The sequence below is a fragment of the Candidatus Niyogibacteria bacterium CG10_big_fil_rev_8_21_14_0_10_46_36 genome (assembly GCA_002772995.1).
In the GTDB taxonomy this organism is placed as follows: Bacteria; Patescibacteriota; Minisyncoccia; order 1-14-0-10-42-19; family 1-14-0-10-42-19; genus 1-14-0-10-46-36.
The window spans coordinates 1-18,768 of the sequence record PFCO01000006.1 but is presented as its reverse complement, the minus strand read 5'-3'; the positions used below and the strand labels follow the sequence as shown (position 1 = coordinate 18,768).

18 protein-coding genes are annotated in these 18,768 nt (G+C 46.0%); 11 read left to right on the top strand and 7 right to left on the bottom strand.

Annotated features, from left to right (window positions below; translation table 11 throughout):
* Positions 1-64: 64 nt before the first annotated feature.
* The 3 genes from COU47_02690 to miaA all read left to right on the top strand — a co-directional run bounded on the left by COU47_02690 (position 65) and on the right by miaA (position 6,174).
* Positions 65-3,268 carry a DNA polymerase III subunit alpha gene (locus tag COU47_02690; GenBank protein PIR69461.1) on the top strand — a complete coding sequence of 1,068 codons (3,204 nt, stop codon included), beginning with the start codon at positions 65-67 and terminating at the stop codon, positions 3,266-3,268.
* Positions 3,269-3,568: 300 nt separating this feature from the next.
* A complete protein-coding gene (locus COU47_02685) occupies positions 3,569-5,293 on the top strand; it encodes a threonine--tRNA ligase (protein ID PIR69460.1) in 1,725 nt (574 codons plus the stop codon).
* Positions 5,290-6,174, top strand: a complete 885-nt coding sequence (miaA, locus tag COU47_02680; protein ID PIR69459.1) for a tRNA (adenosine(37)-N6)-dimethylallyltransferase MiaA — start codon at positions 5,290-5,292, stop codon at positions 6,172-6,174. Before COU47_02685 ends, miaA begins: the two co-directional genes overlap by 4 nt.
* A 221-nt stretch (positions 6,175-6,395) precedes the next feature.
* On the opposite strand, the gene COU47_02675 is transcribed toward miaA, so the two are convergent.
* Positions 6,396-7,844, bottom strand: coding sequence for an Asp-tRNA(Asn)/Glu-tRNA(Gln) amidotransferase subunit GatB (locus COU47_02675; protein PIR69523.1), 1,449 nt, complete (start codon positions 7,842-7,844; stop codon positions 6,396-6,398).
* A 71-nt stretch (positions 7,845-7,915) separates the two neighbouring features.
* Here COU47_02675 and COU47_02670 point away from each other — a divergent pair, with 71 nt between their 5' ends.
* From COU47_02670 to COU47_02655, 4 genes are all read left to right on the top strand, one after another.
* Positions 7,916-8,485 (top strand): elongation factor P, encoded by a 570-nt coding sequence (locus COU47_02670; protein PIR69458.1) that lies wholly within the window; start codon positions 7,916-7,918, stop codon positions 8,483-8,485.
* Positions 8,486-8,667: 182 nt separating this feature from the next.
* Complete coding sequence (locus COU47_02665) at positions 8,668-9,207, top strand: hypothetical protein (GenBank protein ID PIR69457.1); 540 nt, start codon at positions 8,668-8,670, stop codon at positions 9,205-9,207.
* Positions 9,204-9,824: a hypothetical protein gene (locus COU47_02660; protein PIR69456.1), complete on the top strand. Its 621-nt coding sequence runs from the start codon at positions 9,204-9,206 to the stop codon at positions 9,822-9,824. Before COU47_02665 ends, COU47_02660 begins: the two co-directional genes overlap by 4 nt.
* The gene (locus COU47_02655) at positions 9,824-10,450 is read left to right on the top strand and encodes a hypothetical protein (GenBank protein ID PIR69455.1); all 627 of its coding nucleotides are present in this window, start codon (positions 9,824-9,826) and stop codon (positions 10,448-10,450) included. Before COU47_02660 ends, COU47_02655 begins: the two co-directional genes overlap by 1 nt.
* 38 nt (positions 10,451-10,488) lie before the next feature.
* On the opposite strand, the gene COU47_02650 is transcribed toward COU47_02655, so the two are convergent.
* Positions 10,489-11,259 carry a hypothetical protein gene (locus COU47_02650; GenBank protein PIR69454.1) on the bottom strand — a complete coding sequence of 257 codons (771 nt, stop codon included), beginning with the start codon at positions 11,257-11,259 and terminating at the stop codon, positions 10,489-10,491.
* Between the two features lie 97 nt (positions 11,260-11,356).
* Positions 11,357-12,436: a hypothetical protein gene (locus COU47_02645; GenBank protein ID PIR69453.1), complete on the bottom strand. Its 1,080-nt coding sequence runs from the start codon at positions 12,434-12,436 to the stop codon at positions 11,357-11,359.
* Positions 12,437-12,644: 208 nt separating this feature from the next.
* On the opposite strand from COU47_02645, the gene COU47_02640 reads away from it, so the two are divergent.
* Both COU47_02640 and COU47_02635 read left to right on the top strand, forming a co-directional pair.
* Positions 12,645-14,033 carry a hypothetical protein gene (locus COU47_02640; GenBank protein PIR69452.1) on the top strand — a complete coding sequence of 463 codons (1,389 nt, stop codon included), beginning with the start codon at positions 12,645-12,647 and terminating at the stop codon, positions 14,031-14,033.
* Positions 14,034-14,035: 2 nt separating this feature from the next.
* On the top strand, positions 14,036-15,175 hold the full coding sequence (locus COU47_02635; protein ID PIR69451.1) for a hypothetical protein: 1,140 nt from the start codon (positions 14,036-14,038) through the stop codon (positions 15,173-15,175).
* 26 nt (positions 15,176-15,201) lie between these two features.
* Here COU47_02635 and COU47_02630 read toward each other — a convergent pair whose 3' ends face one another.
* Positions 15,202-15,795, bottom strand: a complete 594-nt coding sequence (locus COU47_02630; protein ID PIR69450.1) for a hypothetical protein — start codon at positions 15,793-15,795, stop codon at positions 15,202-15,204.
* A 249-nt stretch (positions 15,796-16,044) separates the two neighbouring features.
* Here COU47_02630 and COU47_02625 point away from each other — a divergent pair, with 249 nt between their 5' ends.
* Positions 16,045-16,725 (top strand): acyl-CoA thioesterase, encoded by a 681-nt coding sequence (locus COU47_02625; GenBank protein PIR69449.1) that lies wholly within the window; start codon positions 16,045-16,047, stop codon positions 16,723-16,725.
* A 134-nt stretch (positions 16,726-16,859) separates the two neighbouring features.
* On the top strand, positions 16,860-17,135 hold the full coding sequence (locus COU47_02620; protein ID PIR69448.1) for a hypothetical protein: 276 nt from the start codon (positions 16,860-16,862) through the stop codon (positions 17,133-17,135).
* 203 nt (positions 17,136-17,338) lie between these two features.
* On the opposite strand, the gene COU47_02615 is transcribed toward COU47_02620, so the two are convergent.
* From COU47_02615 to COU47_02605, 3 genes are all read right to left on the bottom strand, one after another.
* Complete coding sequence (locus COU47_02615; protein PIR69447.1) at positions 17,339-17,680, bottom strand: hypothetical protein; 342 nt, start codon at positions 17,678-17,680, stop codon at positions 17,339-17,341.
* Between the two features lie 102 nt (positions 17,681-17,782).
* A complete protein-coding gene (locus COU47_02610) occupies positions 17,783-18,007 on the bottom strand; it encodes a hypothetical protein (GenBank protein ID PIR69446.1) in 225 nt (74 codons plus the stop codon).
* Positions 18,008-18,074: 67 nt separating this feature from the next.
* On the bottom strand, positions 18,075-18,680 hold the full coding sequence (locus COU47_02605; GenBank protein PIR69522.1) for a uracil-DNA glycosylase: 606 nt from the start codon (positions 18,678-18,680) through the stop codon (positions 18,075-18,077).
* Between the last annotated feature and the right edge of the window lie 88 nt (positions 18,681-18,768).

The window sequence follows — 18,768 nt, the reverse complement described above, 5'->3', positions numbered from 1 at the left end:
CCATTATTTTGAGTTTATAAAAAGTGTTTTGGGTTGGAGAAAGGTGGTACAATAAAATTCACCCATGTCCTTCGTCCACCTCCATGTTCATTCGCACTATAGTTTGCTAGACGGGCTCGCAAAGATTGACGAGCTTGTTCGTGAAGCAAAAGAACTCGGCATGCCCGCGCTTGCCTTAACCGACCATGGAAACATGTACGGGGCAATTGAGTTTTATAAAAAAGCGAAAAAGGCGGGCATTAAGCCTATCATCGGGATTGAAGCATATATCGCCGCCAGAAGCATGCAAGAAAAAGTCCACGGGGTAGACGACAAACGCTACCATCTTATACTCCTTGCAAAAAATGAAACAGGCTACCAAAACCTTTTAAAGCTTGTAACCCTTTCTAACCTTGAGGGCTTCTATTATAAGCCCCGCATTGATAAAGACGCTTTGCGCGCCCATTCCGAGGGCCTTATCGCGCTCTCCGCGTGCCTCACGGGCGAAATTTCGCGCGCTCTCCTTGCCGCAAAGCCCGACAAAGCCGAAGCCCTCGCGCGTGAATACCAAGACATTTTCGGCAAAGATAATTTTTATATTGAACTTTCCCACCACCCCAACATCCCCAATCATGTGGAGGTCCAAAACGGACTCAAAAAACTTGCAAAAAAACTTTCTATTCCCATGGTGGCAACGCAAGATGTCCACTACTTAAAAAAAGAAGACCGGCAAGCACAAGATATTCTCGTTGCAGTGCAGACTAACACCAAAGTAGACGACGAAGACCGTCTCACCATGAAAGAGGATGATTTTTCGCTTACTTCACCCGAAGAAATGCAAGCAGCATTCGCGGATACGCCCGAAGCAATCACAAACACGGTAAAAATTGCCGACCAAGTAGACTTAGAACTTCATTTGGGCAAAATTAAACTCCCCCACTTCGAAGTCCCCGAAGGCCACACGGTTGACTCGTACTTAAAAGAACTCGCCGAAGCGGGCCTTAGCAAACGATTCGGCGGCAAGCCGTCTAAAGAGGCGAAAGAGCGCCTCGCATACGAGTTGGATATCATAGAAAAGACAAAATTTTCTTCGTACTTTTTGATTGTGCAGGACTTTGTAAACTGGGCAAAACGAAACGGCATTGTTGTGGGGCCGGGCAGAGGGTCTGCGGCGGGTTCTCTTATTGCCTACGCTTTGAATATCACAAATGTCGACCCGCTCAAGTACGACTTACTTTTTGAGCGGTTTATGAACCCCGAGCGTATCAGTCCGCCTGATATTGATATAGACTTTGCAGACACCCGGAGAGATGAGGTTATTGAGTACGCCCGTCAAAAATACGGCGAAGACCATGTAGCGCAAATCATTACATTCGGAACCATGGCGGCACGCGCGGCAATCCGCGACACTGGCCGCGCGCTTGGGATGTCGTATTCCTTCTGCGACCAGATAGCAAAACTTATTCCGTTTAGCGTAGGCATGACGCTTGCAAAGGCGCTTAAAGCAAACCCCGAATTTGCAGAAACCTACAAAACAAATTTTGAAGCACGGAGACTCGTGGATTCCGCGCGCAAGTTGGAAGGCGTAGTACGGCACGCTTCGGTACATGCATGCGGCGTCGTTATCACCAAAGACCCGCTCTCCGAAACTGTCCCGCTCCAGTACGCCGTATCGCGTGGCACATCGGGTGAGACGCAAACCATCGTCACCCAGTACGAAATGCACACAATTGAAGACCTCGGTCTTTTGAAAATGGATTTTTTGGGACTTAAAAACCTAAGCATTATTGAAGAGGCCCTTAACCTCATAGAAACACGCACAGGAGAACGCATTGACATTGATGCAATCCCCATTGACGACGAACATACATTCACAACGCTTGCAGAAGGCCACACCGTGGGCGTGTTTCAGCTTGAGTCGGGTGGCATGACCCGCTACCTAAAAGACCTTAAGCCCTCAACCATTGAGGACATCATCGCGATGGTGGCTTTGTACCGCCCCGGGCCAATGGAACTTATCCCGTCATTCATCAACCGGAAACACGGCAAAGAAAAAATCACCTACCTTCATCCAAAACTCGAACCGGTCCTCCAAAATACATACGGCATCGGCGTCTACCAGGAACAAATGATGCGTATCGCGCGCGATTTGGCAGGCTATTCACTCCCCGAAGCAGACACCCTGCGCAAAGCCATCGGTAAAAAAATAAAATCTTTGCTGGACGAACAGCAGGAGAAGTTAATAGGCGGAATGATAAAAAACAAAATAGATAAAAAAACAGCAATCCAAATATGGGAGCTCTTCCCCCCGTTCGCGCGCTACGGGTTTAACCGTAGCCATGCTGCAGCCTATGCCCTTATCGCCTACCAAACCGCGTGGCTCAAGACACACTACCCTTTGGAATTTATGACAGCATTTATGAACGCGGACGAAAAAGATGTAGACCGCATCGCGTTCTTGGTAAAAGAATGTACAAGTTTGGGCATCCGTGTGCTTCCGCCTGATATCAACCGCAGTAACGCGGGGTTTACGCCTCAGCGGGACGGCGAAGAACTCGCGATACGATTTGGGCTGCGCACCATTAAAAATGTCGGCGCGAATGTCGTAGACATGATAATCCAGGAACGCGAACGGAACGGCCCATACCAGCGGCTCGCGGGACTCCTTGAACGCCTCCCGACAAAAGACCTGAACAAAAAATCCATAGAAGCGCTCGCAAAAGCGGGTGCCATGGATTCGCTCGGAGAACGCAATCAAATGCTTGAGAGTATGGAAACAATACTCACCTACCACAAAGAATCAAGCAGGGCAAAAGAACAAAACCAGCACTCGCTTTTCGGCATGAAAGGCGGTCCGTCTTATGCTCCAACACTACAGCTAAAAGATGTGCCGGCAGCGGCAATGGACGATAAGCTCCGCTGGGAAAAGGAACTTTTGGGGTTGTATGTATCAGGACACCCGCTGGACAAATTCCGCTCGCTTCTGGAAACAAAAGAGACGAACACCGATTTTGCGCGCACCCTCAAGGACGGAACCCCTATTGTCATTGGAGGCGTTGTTGAGAGCGCAAAAAAAATACTAACCAAGAACGGCGACCCGATGGCATTCATTTCTCTCATGGATCTCGCGGGCTCCATAGAGGTTGTCGTATTTCCAAACACGCTTAAATCATACGGTCATCTCCTTGAAGAAGACCGGGGCATCGCATTGAAAGGTAAAATATCCCACCGGAACGGCGAAGTAAGCATCATCGCCGACGGCATCAAGCCCATAGAACCTGCGGCATAAATAAAAACCGAGCGTTGTGCTCGGTTTTGTGTTTGTCTAGAAAAAATCTTTGTAATGGAAGCATGCCCATACCATACCAACAATCGTCAGAATAAACAGAGGCCAAAATATCAAATGCATAATGCTGGTCATGCGGTCGTGCCCGTCGTCTTCTTGCATCGCGCGCATCTCCTAATTAATTTGTTTGTTCTCTATGCACACGGCAAACGAAACAGGCATTACCATAGCAACAAGAATCGGATCCTTGAAGATATTACCCTCCTTTATCAATATAAAATTTGCTGGTAGTATAGTATTTATATGCTCAAAAATCAAACGGATATTGACCACATACGCCACTCCCTTGCCCACCTTTTGGCGATGGCGGTACTCAAAAAATTCCCAAAAGCAAAACTCGGCATCGGACCCACGATTGAAGATGGGTTTTATTATGATTTTGAGCTTCCAAAGCCCATACGCCCCGAGGACCTTAAAACTTTTGAAAAGGACATGCGTGACTTTATCGCCAAGGAGCTTTCGTTTACAGGCAAAAAGACAACCGCACCTACTGCCAAAAAAATGCTTGCTTTGCAGCCCTTCAAGCAAGAACTTATCAAGGATTTTGTGAAAGAAAAAAAACAGCTAACCCTTTACACGACGGGTGATTTTACCGATTTGTGCAAAGGCGGACATGTTAAAAATACAAAAGAGATAGACCCCAACGCATTTGCACTTACAAAGATTGCCGGCGCCTATTGGAAGGGAGATGAAAAAAATCCCCAGCTTACGCGCATCTATGGCGTTGCATTCCACACAAAGCAAGAACTTGATGAGCATCTCACGATGCAAGCAGAAGCAGAAAAACGCGACCACAAAAAACTCGGCCCGCAATTGGACTTGTTTACTTTTTCCGAACTTGTAGGCCCGGGGCTCCCCTTGTGGACCCCAAAAGGCACGCTTGTGCGCAACCTTTTGGATGACCGCGTATGGCAACTCCGTAAAAAACATGGATACGGGCAGGTAGACATCCCCCACATCACCAAAAAAGAACTCTACGAAAAAAGCGGCCATTGGAACAAGTTTAAAAACGAACTCTTCCGCGTAATCACCCGCGAAGGCCATGAGTTTGCAATGAAGCCCATGAACTGCCCGCACCATATCCAGATATACGCACGCAGACAATGGAGCTATCGCGAACTCCCCCAACGGTACGCAAATACCACTAAAGTATACCGCGACGAACAGACGGGAGAACTTGCGGGATTATCGCGCGTACGCGCCATTACTCAAGACGATGCACATGTATTTTGCAGAATGGACCAGGCAAAAGAAGAGTTTACAAAAGTATGGGACATTATCCATGATTTTTACGGTGCATTTGGGTTTGTGCTCCGTGTACGCCTGTCGCGCCACGACCCCAAAAACCCGAAAAATTATCTGGGTGACAAAAAGATATGGAACACGGCAGAGGCAACGCTCAAAGAGATAATTAAAGAAAAAAAGGTGAACGCCGAAGACGCTCCCGGAGAGGCGGCATTCTACGGTCCAAAGCTGGACTTTCTTGCAAAGGATTCGCTTAACCGCGAATGGCAGGTGGCGACCATTCAGTTCGATATGAATATGCCCGAACAATTTGATCTTACCTGCATTAACGAACAAGGAGAACGGGAACGCATCGTCATGATACACGCAGCAATCATGGGCTCTATTGAGCGCTTTCTTGCGGTTTTGATAGAACACACGGCAGGTGTATTTCCGTTTTGGCTCGCACCCGTGCAAGCAACCATCCTCACCGTAAACGATAAGGTGCTCCCCTATGCAGAAAAAATAAAACAGAAGCTGGAAGAAAAAGACATTCGTGTATCGCTTGATGCGCGAAACGAATCTATCGGCAAAAAGATACGCGAAGCGGAACTGGAAAAAACTCCGTTTAGTATCATCATTGGCGAAAAAGAAAAACAAGCGGAAAAAATTTCCGTCCGCGCGCACGGCAAAAAAGACCTGGGTGAAATGACCCTCTCGGTGTTTCTCGGACAGGCACAATGATAGTTATTCTCGGGCCAACCTCATCCGGCAAATCAGCCCTCGGCGTACGGCTCGCTAAGAAATTCAACGGCGAGATTATTTCTGCTGATTCCCGCCAAGTATACAAAGGGCTTGATTTGTCTTCAGGTAAAATAACCAAAAAAGAGATGGGCGGTATTAAGCACTACTGCATTGACGCGGTAACCCCCAAGACGCACTACACCGTGGTGCAATTCAAAAAACAGACGGCGCGCGCGCTTACAGAAATACAAGCAAAAGGAAAAACCCCGTTCGTTGTAGGCGGTACGGCATTCTACATAAAAGCGCTTACCGAAACTCCGACAATACCCGAAGTCCCCGCAAACTGGGCGCTTCGTCGCGCACTCGAAAAAAAATCAGCAGACGCGCTTTTCTTGATGCTTAAAAAGCTTGACCCGCGCCGCGCGCGCACCATTGAACAAAAAAATAAGCGGCGCTTAATACGCGCGATAGAGATAATAAAGACAACAGGCAAGCCGGTCCCTTTATTGAAGTCCGACTTCCGTAATTATGGAAGTCGGACTTCAATATTGTTTCTTGGGATAAAAATTGATAGAAAAATGCTTGAGAAAAAAATAACAAAACGCCTGGATGAACGCCTCCGCCGCGGCATGATACAGGAGATAAAAAAACTCCACACTCAAGGCGTCAGCTGGAAACGCTTAGACGAGCTTGGGCTTGAACCGCGCTGGGTAGCCCGATTTTTGCAAAATAAAATATCAAAAACAGATATGCGCAAACTTCTCTTGCGCGATATATTCCGCTTTGTAAAGCACCAATATACCTGGTGGAAAAAAGAAGAGCGCATCCATTGGATACGCTCTCAAAAAGAAGCTGAAACACTGGTTAAAAAGTTTATCTAATTATCGTGCGAAAACGGATCTTCTCCCTGCCGTTCACGCGCTTTTTCAAGCGCTTCTTTTACTTGTTCGGGGGTAAGTTCGCGCTCAAGCTCTCGCTCAAGCTCTTTTTTTGCCGCCTCTTTTTGTTCGTCACTATCAATCTTCTGGGGAGGCATGGTGCCTTGATCTTCGGGAAACGGCTGTGATGGATCGTTACTCATAGTGAAATAAGGTAATAATAATTATGAAATAAGTTTTTTCAGCAAGCCTTCTACAACCCCGGGGTTTGCAGAACCCTTGGTTGCCTTCATCGCTTGCCCCACTAAAAATTTGATGGCATTCTCTTTTCCGCTTTTAACATCCGCTACCGCATCGGGATTCTCCGCGATTACCTTTTGCACCATTACTTCCAATGCACCCGCGTCACTTACCTGCTTGAGCCCTTTTTCTTCCACAATCTGCGACGGGTCGCCATTCTCCTCAACCATCTGCAAAAGCACATCTTTTGCCACGCGCGAGGATATCTCTCCAGCATGCACCATTTTTATGAGTTCGGCAAAATTTTCAGGCGTAAGCAGTAATTCATTCCAAGAGGTGCCCTTTTCTTTTACTATACCCTGCAAATCGGATGTAAGATAATTCAACGCTATTTTTTTTATATCTTCTTTTTTAGCTTCGGGTGCCCATGAAAAAAGTTCCGACAACCCCGCTTCCAAAAACGCTAAAAAATGAACATCATCAAGCGCCATAATAAGCGCATCACCCGATAGACCGTATTCGTCTACAAGACGCTCACGGCGCTTTGCCGGCAATTCGGGGAGTCCCGCGCGGAGCACTTCTATATCAAATTCGCCATGCGGACGCACCGGCGGCAAATCAGGTTCCGGAAAATAGCGATAATCATGCGCCTCTTCTTTTGAGCGCTGAGAGAATGTTTTTTGTTTTTCCTCGTCCCATCCGCGCGTCTCCTGCGATACTTTTTCTCCCTTGTCTAAAACCTCCGCCTGGCGCTCTATCTCGTACGCTATCGCACGCTCAACTGCACGGAACGAATTAAGATTTTTCACCTCCACCTTTGTACCCCATTGTTCACCAGGCTTTGCAATGGAAATATTTGCCTCTATCCGCATATGGCCTTTTTCCATATCTGCGTCAGACGCGTCCAAATACCGCAAAATCCGCTGGAATTCTTCGGCAAACTCACGGACCTCCGCGGCATCCCCAAAATCAGGCTCCGTTACCATTTCCATAAGCGGAACTCCTGCGCGGTTAAAATCAACGAGCGTGCCGTCTTTTTCATGCACAAGCTTTCCCGCGTCTTCTTCTAAATGCACGCGGGTGATGCGTATCTCCTTGTTTGCCTTGGGCAGATAGAGTCTGCCGCGCTCCACAAAAGGATGCTTGTACTGCGATATTTGATATCCTTTCGGAAGATCAGGATAAAAATAGTTCTTGCGATCAAATTGCGAATACTCGGGTATTTCGCCCTCAAGTGCAAGCCCGATCCGCAAAATGTGGCGGATTGCCTCCTTGTTCGCAACCGGAAGCGTTCCCGGATGACCCATACACACGGGGCATACATTTACATTTGGATGGGCCTCAAACGGGTCATTCTTAGAATCACAAAACATCTTTGTCCGCATTTTGAGTTCGGCATGTATTTCGAGCCCGATAGTCGGTTGATATTCCATATAACTCCTATTATAATGGGAAAATATATCATTTTCAATTTGCGCTTTTCGCGCATAATTCATAAAAAATCATGCTATCGTACACCGAACTCACCAAAGGAACCGTCTTTGTTATGGACGGCGAGCCATACGAAGTCGTTGAGACGCAATTTGTCCGCATGCAGCAACGAAAGCCTGTTGTGCAGGCAAAGATAAAAAATCTTATAAGCGGCAAGGTTATCCCAAAAACACTTCACCAAAGTGATTCCTACGAAGAAGCTGAAATAGAAAAAAAAGAAGCAGTTTTTGTATATGAACACCGCGGAAAATTCATATTTCACGAACCGAACGACAAGAGCAGCCGCTTTGAGCTTGACGATGCAGCCTTAGGCGATCAAAAAAAATTCTTAAAACCAAATATGACCGTCACCCAGCAGATATTTCGTGAAAAAGTTATTGGCGTAGTGCTCCCTATCAAAGTGGAATATCTCGTAAAAGAGGCGCCTCCGAACATCAAGGGGGATACGGCAACCGGAGGCAACAAGCTCGTAACGCTTGAGAATGGCTTGGAGATTGCGGTACCCATGTTCATAAACCAAGGAGATACCATACGAGTGAACACCGTAACCGGACAATATACCGAACGAGCGGAAAAGAAATAAAAAAAGCCTCGGCACTACGCCGAGGCTTTTTGTTTTCTCAATACAAAATATTTATTATTTTGTCAACGCCCCATAATTTCCCATTTGTCTACATATCGCAAGGTTTTTTTGCGTGATACAATAAAAAAAGTTCATTGCCAAAAGTCCACCCACGCACAAAGTGGCGGGACAAGGAGACAAATATGCGAGAAAAAACACTCTTTTTGCGCTGGCTGCTTTTTACAACGCTTGTGCTCCTCGGTGTTGTTATCCTCCACAGAATGGGCATATTCGCCTATATAGCAAATGCTGATGTAACAAAATTAAGCTTTCTCATTATGCTTATATTTTTTGCGACGACGCTCGTATGCGGTCATGTCGCATGGCGAATGGGTAACAGCCGCCCCTTCCCTTCCGATAAAAAAGAGTATGAGGGCGCAAAAATAGCTGCCGCAAAAGAAGAAACGGACGAGCTGGCACTAAAAATAGACGGCATCTGGTTCAACGCGGATATATGCGAATACATTGGGCTCGGCGGAACCATCCTCGGTTTTCTCTTTTTATTCGTAAAGGGAAATATCTTGGACCTAAAACTGGAAGACCTAAAACAGCTCTCTCAGGTAATCTGGAGCGGCTCGGGTACCGCGCTTCTCACAACTATCGTGGGACTCACCTCAATGGTCTTGCTCAAAATACAAGCACACGCCCTTGAGATAGCGCTTAGAAGGAAAAGCAGAAAATGAAAAGACGAAAATACTTCACCCGCACGGCATTTTTTGATCTGCTCTTCAATATGCTCTTGGTGTTCGTGGTGCTTTTTATCCTTGCGATACTCCAAGTAAATCCAGAGGAAGAGAAAAAACAAGACGGCATCAAGCTTGATGAAAAATTTCTCATTCTCGTTCAGTGGGGCGATGATCTTGACGATGATGTAGACACATATGTAAAAGACCCGAAAGACCATATTGTTTATTTCAAGCGGCGCGAAGACGGCTTTATGTATCTCACCCGCGATGACCTTGGCCAGCGAAATGACAGAGTGAGAAAAGAAAACGGCGAAATAGTCATGGTAAAAAAGAATGAGGAACGCGTCTTGTTCCGCGGCATTGTCCCGGGAGAATATGTGGTAAATGTCCATATGTATTTCAAAAAGAGCTTTTCTCCCGTCTCTGTTACCATAACGCTCTTTAAGCTAGAGGGCTCTGACACCGAAGTGATATCCAATACCGTGCTTCTGAAACACAACGGCGACGAAAAAACGGCATTCCGGTTTACGCTTGATGAAAACGGAAATGTTACCAATATGAACAATGCGCCCATGTCTATTTATGAATTTGAGGCACGCAGAGGAGGCAGATAATGTCATCTATCGCAGCAACAATACTCTTATTTGCGTTTATCACAGCGCTTCTCTTATGGATTCTCGTGGGAGTGCACGGCAAGTGGCTCATAAAAGCGCTCCTCATCGTAGCCATTCTGCCTGCCGGTCTCTTTATATGGAACAGCATTGAAAGTTCCCAAGGATGGTCAACACCCAAAGAACCGCCGAATAAATTTTTATTTCTGAGCAGCGTTGTCCAGCAGCCCGACAAGAAAACAGGATTTAAAGGAGCGATATTCATCTGGCTTACTGAATATTCCGACGGCACAGAAGCACCAGAGGAACCTTCTTTCTTTTCTCAGATCATGTCTCTATTTACGTACCGCCCCGCGAACGAACCGCGCGCCCATAAGCTCCCGTATTCAAAACAACTTGAGGAACAAGTTGGGGAAGCAATGGAACGCCAAAGACATGGGATTCCGACTGTTGTGGAACACAACAAAGGAAAAGCGGACGGAAATAGCAACAAAGACGGAAATGATACCGGGGAAGACGGCATGCCTTCAAACGAAAACTCAGAAGGATCGTATAGCGATTACGAACAGGAATTTATGTTCTACCCGCTACCCCCTCCGAAATTTCCTCCCAAAATACCTGCATTATGAAAAATAAAAGTCTCAAGACTAGTCTTGAGACTTTTTTATTATTTAAAATCGACATGTTCTATAGCGGGAGTGCATGCATACAAAGATTCTTCTTCCTCTTCGGTAAGACCCAGAACACGCGCAAGCACATGTTCAATTTCGTGCCCGACCAATTGGCCTGATTCGTTAACCCATATAGCTATGTGTCCATCAAAAGAAGAAGTAAGACCATCCGTATGCTTTTTTAGCAAACATGCGTCCTTATCAGATAATATGATTTTAAAATTCTCGCTTATTGTTCCTTCCAATATGCGGGAATGCGGTATGTTCTCCTCCGAATTATTCTGCTGGGCAAAAGGAATGCCCAGGGAATCAAAAAACATATCGGGGGGGTACTCGTCGGGGTACTTTTCTGCGAGCTCTTCGTCAGTCATTTCAGAAGCAGAAGCATCAGACGACATGCCTGTTATGTTTATAGAAGGACTTGTTGTCCCATCGGGACTCCATTTTTTTGCCGGCTCTATGGTAATCATGATATCCGCGTCCAACTTTTTCTCCGCACAGCGTAGAACATTCTGGTACTGCATATCTATGCCCGCAAGAACATTGTCCGTTATCTGCCAGGTTCCGGAATCATCGGTGTATACGCCAAAACCAAACGGCGTACGCTGGAAAGAATCCGAAACAGGCATAGGCGGCTCATCGAGCACATAGCTGCATATACCAAACAATCCTCCGCATCCAAGAGAAAAGAAAAATGCACAAGAAAACAAAGCTGATGTTACTGCAAAAAAGGCAAACCCCCAATACAAATCTTTTATATTCTTCACCGCAAAACCTCCCTTCTCAATGTTCTTTCGCCCGTAAACATATCACAAAACAACAAAAAAATAAAGAGCCGAGGAAAATTTCCTTGGCTCTTTTTGTTTAGTAATTTAGTGAGTCTTGAATGTCTTCAGGCAACTCGGTTACCCCAAGACGCTCGCGCTCTTCTACCCAGCGGTATACGCTCGGCAAAGCATCGCTAGACGCTTCTGCCGCCTCTGGCATCTCTTCAGAGTAAAGAGTAGAGAACGGGTTATCGATGATAGGGTCTTGCGCGGATGGAGGATTTTGCATGGACACTATTCTGTCTCTGTTGAGGCCCACCCACGAACCGCCGCCTGGCTGTGCGTCGTTTGATGTCTTCTCTTTTTTGTCATAAAACATCAGAAAATCCGCGGGAGTTCCCCGAATTGCATACGGATAGTCCCAGAAGTTTGCGAAGTTGTACAGGCCGTCGTTATAGGAATAAAACAGTATACGCTCCCGGTTGCCGTTTATCTTAACCGTGAACATATTGGCAAAACCCACCGCATAGAATCTCGGGAATGTGTCCGTAAAAAACTCTATCCGTTCATGTGCGCCCTCGCGCGGGTCATCTTGGCCCTGAGGACAGTGATTTCTGTTAAAAAATCTACGCTCATGAATAAGATCAAATTCCCCGGTAATTTGATTACGGAGAAAAGCCTTGTTCGCGTAAATATTTTCCTGTGGGCCTTCTCTCACCCATCGGGTCACAACACGAGCATCAATCGCCCACACCTTGCCCCTGCGCAAATCCGGAACAACTTCATGACTCTTTACCTCATACACATACGCCTCGCGGAAATCCTCATCCATACCCGCGTAGTACTGCCAGAAGCGTCCGCACTGTTCAATGTCTTCGAGACGGACTCCTTGTTTATCACAACTCCACTCAAATATCGCAAAAGCGACATTTGTACGCGGGTCTTTACTGTTGCTCGGATGAGAATGAACAACAATCGTCTCAAAACCGTCCGGCTGCAAAGGAATTATCTGATACACGACGCCGCTTGAAACAGCGTTCTTGTCGCGGTCAGAAAACAAAAATGTTCCGTTCCTTACAAGAGACTGCTGCGTGTTGTTCGGTCCGCACGCCTCGGGTTCTTTGTTTTTCCCCGCATGCGCCGGATAAAAAGAAAATAGCGCAAATAGTATAGCCATCACTGCTATAGACCGTCTCATATGCAGAACCTCCTAGTTTGGTTTTTTTAAAATACAGTATCCTATTTTGTTCTAAATTATAATACAAAATAATAAAAAAGTCAACAAATACGCCCCCTATAAACGGCTCACACGGGGGTGTGAGCCGTTTATTACAGCCCCCGCAAACCCTAGAAAAACCTCCAATTCTGTTGTACAGTATAAGGCAATGAAACGGATTCCATTTCTTTCGTTTGTCCTCTTTCTTGGGGATATTCTGCTTTTTTACGGAGCGCTCGCGCTTACTCTCTTTTTGCGCTACCAAGGGGATAGTTTTGCGGCGCACTGGGAACTGCACAAAGCGCCCTTCACCATTCTTCTCATCCTATGGCTGTTTGTTTTCTATATTGGCGGGCTTTACGAACGAAAATCACTCAAAGCAACGGCGGCACTCCAAGAAAAGATAATCCGCAATATCATAGCCGGAGGTATTATCGGCGCATTTCTTTTTTATCTCATCCCCTACTTTGGCATTGCCCCGAAAACAAATCTCCTTATCCATATTATCCTGGTCACGCTCTTCCTAAGCGCATGGCGTTCAATTATCGCACGCTACCTTGCGACATCACTCAGAACAAAAATTCTTTTTTTCGGTGCGTCGTCCGATGCGCTTGACATGATGGAATATCTCAACGCAAATCCCCAGCTTGGGTTTGAGCCCGCGGGAGTTATGACCACGAACGAAAAAATACTTTCTTTGCAGTCCGTCAAAACTTTTTCTTTTGATAATCATCTCACCGATATCATACAGCGCGAAAAAATAAATTTGGTAGTCGCGTCAGCCGACATAAAGCAAAACGAAGCGGTTGTGCGTATGCTTTATCAAGTACTCCCGCTCGGCATTTCGTTTATGGACTTCCCTGCATTTTATGAATTCATTACCGGGAAAATACCGACATCCCTGATTAACGAAGCATGGTTTTTGGAAAACCTCGCTCAGCTTAAAAACAACTTTAATGATGTCATCAAGCGCGCGCTTGATGTAGTGCTCGCACTTATCGGAACGGCGCTCACTATACTGCTTTTTCCGTTTATCGCGCTTGCGATAAAAGTAACAAGTCCCGGGCCAATTCTTATCCGCCAGGTCCGCATTGGGAAAAATAAAAAAGAATTTACACTCGTAAAATTCCGCTCCATGATCGCCCTCTCAAAAGACGGGCTTGCCGAAAAAGAGGGCTCGCCAATATGGGCAGAGCACAAAGACCCGCGCATCACCCGCATAGGAAATTTTTTGCGGAAAACTCACCTAGATGAGCTCCCGCAAGTATGGAATATACTAAAAAATGATATTTCGGTAGTGGGGCCCCGCCCGGAACGCCCCGAGATCGTTACGCGTCTTGAAGACATGATACCGCACTACACCATGCGCCATTTAATAAAGCCGGGGGTCACTGGATGGGCGCAGATAAACATGCCACAGATGTACGCGGGCTCCGTAGAAGAAACCCTTGAAAAGCTCCAATACGACCTCTACTATATAAAACACCAAAGCCCCGTGATAGACATTTCTATTATCTTAAAAACTATCTTGCTTACGCTTACCCGCCGCGGGCGTTAACCATGACTGCATCTCCTAAAAAGAAAAAAATAATCCTTGCCATAACCCGCTCCCACTGGGGCGGAGCGCAACGCTATCTTTACGATATAGCTACTCGCTTGCCCAAGAGCGGGTATGCGGTGCAGGCCGTCATGGGAAACGAAGGCCTGCTCCCCGAGAAAATGCGCAAAGCAGGCATTCCCGTGCATACATTTGCTACAACACGCAGAGTTGGCATTATCCAGGAGCTCAAGACATTTGGAGCGCTTTGGAAGCTTTTCCGCAAAGAAAAACCTGATATCGTCCACTTAAATAGTTCTAAAATGGGGGGTGTGGGAGCGCTTGCAGCGCGCCTCGCCGGTGTTCCGCGCATAGTCTTTACTGCGCACGGCTGGGCATTCCATGAGGAACGCCCGTTCTGGCAGAAGCACCTGATCTATCTTTCGTCGTGGGTGTCTTCTCTTATGCACCACAAGATTATCTGCGTATCTGATTACGATAAGCGCGCGGCAAAAAAACTTCCGTTTGCGGACAAAAAAAGTTCCACGATAAAAAATGCCATCGTAGAACCCGAATTTATTGAAAAAACAAAAGCGCGCGCTTATTTTAAAAAGGAATACGGCCTAGCGCCCGCGCCCCGCTCTGTATGGATAGGAACGATTGCGGAACTCACGAAAAACAAAGGCATCCCGCATCTTATACGCGCACTCGGGCGTATCCCTGAGCGAAGCTGGACATGCATTATTATCGGCGAAGGAGAAGAGCGTGAAGCGCTTGAAAAAGAAATACGGCGCTTCGGTCTTGAAAACAACATCATTCTTGCGGGGCACATCGATACTGCGTCCTCACTCTTAAAAGCATTTGATATTTTTATACTCCCCTCGTTAAAAGAGGGATTTCCGTATGCGCTTCTAGAAGCAGGCTCAGCAAAACTCCCGGTTATCGCTTCTGAGGTAGGCGGCGTACCCGAAATCATCCACGGCGGAAAGACAGGGCTTTTAGCGGCAGCCGGGGATGAATTTACGCTCACAAATCATATACAGATGCTTATGGATAACGCGGCACTGCGCACCCACTTCAGCGAAGCGCTTTACGAAAAGATACAAAAAGAATTTCGTATTGAACAGATGTTTGAACAAGTACAGAATATATATAAAAAATAAAAGCGTTCCGATATATCGGAACGCTTTTATGAATTCTCGTTTTTTACTACTTTCCCGATGACCTCTATAATATGGGTGCGCTTTCCCCATTCTCTCGCTTCTGAAAGTGTTGGGGTTAATATATCGTACCTATATTTGTATCGGCTATTGGTTCTGTCTGCTACAAGAAATATCCTGTCATCAATTTTCACAAGCGTCCCTAATGGCAATTCGTTCGTTGCCACAATGGGGAGATTTGTTTTGCAAAAATTGATGCCGGTATGAGGCGTAAATGCACCTTCGCATGGACGATCGTTCGTCTGCTCGGGCACTGCATTATATGCAGTAACAACACGCTTACTCAGCACCGTGGGCGACTCATGCTCAACAGGAACATACTCAATGCCCTCCTTTTTTAATTGCTCCCCAATCTCTCCGAGCGGGTCGCCATTTTCTTCTATCATCTGCTCCTCGGCATACGAATTAGTGACTACCAATGAACCCACATAATCAACCGCAGAGCTAAAAAATGAAGAAGTAAAAAGAAGCGGAATAGCGACAGAAACCAGAAAAGTCGGCCTCTTTTGCCTATTCATGGAGACATCTCCTCCTTTTTTGGTTTTTTGAATATTTTTTTCCATATGGTTTTTGTCCTTTGTTATAAGAACAATTCATACCACACGGAAAAGACTAAAAGAACCACCGTTGCGAATGATATCAGAAAATAAATCATTTGTCAAGTCTTTTCCTTAAAAAATGGCTCATTTTTGAGCATTTTCCGACAATTGACACCCGCCTGTAAAATAGCTCTAAAAACCGCCCCATACAGGGAAATTGCCCTAAAATAAGATATAATAAGGCAAGACAAAGTACTTTAAAAGGAGCAAGCCATGGCAAAAACGCCCCCTTCAGAGAAGGCGAAAGAGCTCTCAAGGGAACACTCTGCCGCAGAATTAAAAAAAACGGACAAAATAAAGCCCGCCCCCGAGCACGAAGGAGCACGCAACCACCACATAGCCGAAAACACGATGAAAGAAGCAGTGACTCTGGCAATGGAGAACCTTTACATCCCCAGGGGCGTGAAAAAAGAACCAACCGCCCTAAAAAGCAAGTGGGTGCGCAATTCAGCAATAAAACACTACGATACCGTATTCCCCGAACAGCTAAACCCGAATGGAACCATCCATGGCGGCCAGATCATGAAAAAAATGGATTTAGCATCAAGCATATCCGCACGGCTCCATGTGGGAAACGCCTATTGCGTTACAAAAAGCACGGACGGTTTTGATTTTAAGGCGCCCGCGTTTCTTGGGGACATTCTTGTGTACAAGGCCTCAGTAAACCGCGTTTGGGGTACTTCCATGGAGGTAGGCGTCCGCGTAGATGCCATAAGCCCTATGAGCGGCAAACAATGGCATATTTGCTCAAATTACTTTACCTATGTCGCACTTGGTGCAGACAAAAACAAGGTGTCCATCGGTCCGGTAATTCCAATAACAAAGGCAGAAAAACGCCGATTTAAAGAAGCCGGGGGAAGACGCAAAAAACGGCTCCAAAACAACAAAAAATAATGATAAAAGGGCCTTATTTGGGGCCTTTTTTATATTTGACTTTTTAATATAAATATGATATAATTAACCTTAGAAAATAAATAAAACCCTGCCAGCGCTCTTCGAGCTCTGGCGAAACGAGGAGGTATTTAAAAATGTTTCAGACACCGGCAACTACGACAACGCCGTTCACTCCGTCCTATGCGCACCTTGTCCATACGAGACACCTTGCTCTCCCGTTGGAAGACCTTAGGGAGCTAGACAAGGAATTTGATAACCGCACCATAGCGCGCGCGGAACGCAACGAGAACGGCTCCTACAATGTGCTGGCATTCGACCAGGTTGTGGAACAGAACAAATCGGAGAGGCAAGCAGAAAGATCCGTCACTTTCTACAACAGCTGGTACCACAATAGCTCGTTACACCTCTAACTAACAAAAGCCCGTTATTTTCATACGAAAGTAACGGGCTCGTTTTTTTTATTACATCTTATCAATAAGACTAAAATAGAGAAATACCTCCAAGAGCTTCCCTATTCTCAGGATGACCCGGATGATCAGGATGATAAGTCCGATGCTCAGCGCAAGACGGAACCAATGCTCGCGGGTATGAGGTACTTCGTAAATCTCCATACCTAATACGACGGTGTGGGTGTAAACTCCGCTCCAATGCCAAATGTATTCTGAAGCACGGCAACCAGCCCCCACACAGCGGCCATAACAAAAAGAGTGATGATGCCGTAAGTAATATAGTTCTTTGCGCTCGCAAGCTTTACCTCATCCCCTGCGGCAGTGATATACGAAATAACTCCCCACAAAAACACAACGGAGCCGAGCGCCATGATGATTATCACAAGATAATTAAAGATATACACAATCTTGTAGATAATATCAGAAATAAGCGAACCGCTCTGCGCGTAGGCGAAAACGGGAGCAAAAGCACTTACGACCATCGCTATTTTTTTGAAATTGTTCATATATGTTTATTGTACTACGAAAAATAAAAAGAGGGCTACCGAAGCAACCCTCGTCATTAACATTTAGATTCCATCCGAAGATTGAATGTCATTAGAATAATGCTACCCAATCCGAATTTCGAAAAACAGATATATCGCCGTAAGAGCCAAAAAGGTTGCTGCGGAAATAATAATCGCATTAAAAGCGGACGGATATATTGGATAGCACATACATCTCACACAGCTTTTGCGAAAATGCGGCTCGCAAAAAGCATCTTTTAGCTTTTCCCCCATTTGTTCTCTATGTATTCTCAACGCCTTTTCAATGGTTAGTGCTTGGACTCGCATATCTTCCTCCGAATTTTTAAATTTACTCAGGTGGATTATAACATATATTTATTAGCCTGTCAATATATTATGATATAAACTTTTTCAGCAGCCCAAAATCCTTTTTAAGCGTATCCATCTCGCTCCCGTTATAAAGGGCAACTGCGGGGTGATAGAGAGGGAGAATTCTTACCAAGCCGTACCTTGCTTTTGCCTCAAACACCTTGCCGTGCATCTTGCTTATGGATTGGAGCTCGGATTCAAGCCCAAACTTTCTCATAATATAACCCATAGAAAACCGCCCAAGTGTTGCGATGACTTTCGGCTGAATGATGTCTATCTGCCTATCCAAAAACGGCGCATATAGCTTTATTTCTTCAGGCAGAGGGTCCCTATTTGATGTGGGACGGTCTTTTACTACATTGGTTACATACACCTCTTTTCTATCAAGCGAAATGGACTCTAAGAGCTTATCCAGCACATTGCCTGCCGCACCACAAAAAGGCCTGCCTGTTTCTGCTTCGTTCTTGCCAGGCGCCTCTCCAATAAACATAATGCGGGCGTTATGGCTTCCCTCACCTATCACAGGAAGAGCCTTATTTTTTATCCGCTCTTTGTACAACGGAGATTCTTTAAGATTCAGCACCTCATCTTTGATTTTACGCATTTCTTCGGTGCGATTGTCGTTTTTCATGTTTTCATAATACCACAAACGACCCGCCGGAAGCGGATCGTTTGAAAAAGTGTTGCGGGGGCCGGAATTGCACCGGCGTCTGGAGGTT

Coding starts and splice junctions, on each gene's coding strand:
- COU47_02690 (PIR69461.1), top strand. CDS start 65: ATGTCCTTCGTCCACCTCCATGTTCATTCGCACTATAGTTTGCTAGAC.
- COU47_02685 (PIR69460.1), top strand. CDS start 3,569: ATGCTCAAAAATCAAACGGATATTGACCACATACGCCACTCCCTTGCC.
- miaA (PIR69459.1), top strand. CDS start 5,290: ATGATAGTTATTCTCGGGCCAACCTCATCCGGCAAATCAGCCCTCGGC.
- COU47_02675 (PIR69523.1), bottom strand. CDS start 7,844: ATGGAATATCAACCGACTATCGGGCTCGAAATACATGCCGAACTCAAA.
- COU47_02670 (PIR69458.1), top strand. CDS start 7,916: ATGCTATCGTACACCGAACTCACCAAAGGAACCGTCTTTGTTATGGAC.
- COU47_02665 (PIR69457.1), top strand. CDS start 8,668: ATGCGAGAAAAAACACTCTTTTTGCGCTGGCTGCTTTTTACAACGCTT.
- COU47_02660 (PIR69456.1), top strand. CDS start 9,204: ATGAAAAGACGAAAATACTTCACCCGCACGGCATTTTTTGATCTGCTC.
- COU47_02655 (PIR69455.1), top strand. CDS start 9,824: ATGTCATCTATCGCAGCAACAATACTCTTATTTGCGTTTATCACAGCG.
- COU47_02645 (PIR69453.1), bottom strand. CDS start 12,436: ATGGCTATACTATTTGCGCTATTTTCTTTTTATCCGGCGCATGCGGGG.
- COU47_02640 (PIR69452.1), top strand. CDS start 12,645: ATGAAACGGATTCCATTTCTTTCGTTTGTCCTCTTTCTTGGGGATATT.
- COU47_02635 (PIR69451.1), top strand. CDS start 14,036: ATGACTGCATCTCCTAAAAAGAAAAAAATAATCCTTGCCATAACCCGC.
- COU47_02630 (PIR69450.1), bottom strand. CDS start 15,795: ATGGAAAAAAATATTCAAAAAACCAAAAAAGGAGGAGATGTCTCCATG.
- COU47_02625 (PIR69449.1), top strand. CDS start 16,045: ATGGCAAAAACGCCCCCTTCAGAGAAGGCGAAAGAGCTCTCAAGGGAA.
- COU47_02620 (PIR69448.1), top strand. CDS start 16,860: ATGTTTCAGACACCGGCAACTACGACAACGCCGTTCACTCCGTCCTAT.
- COU47_02615 (PIR69447.1), bottom strand. CDS start 17,680: ATGAACAATTTCAAAAAAATAGCGATGGTCGTAAGTGCTTTTGCTCCC.
- COU47_02610 (PIR69446.1), bottom strand. CDS start 18,007: ATGCGAGTCCAAGCACTAACCATTGAAAAGGCGTTGAGAATACATAGA.
- COU47_02605 (PIR69522.1), bottom strand. CDS start 18,680: ATGAAAAACGACAATCGCACCGAAGAAATGCGTAAAATCAAAGATGAG.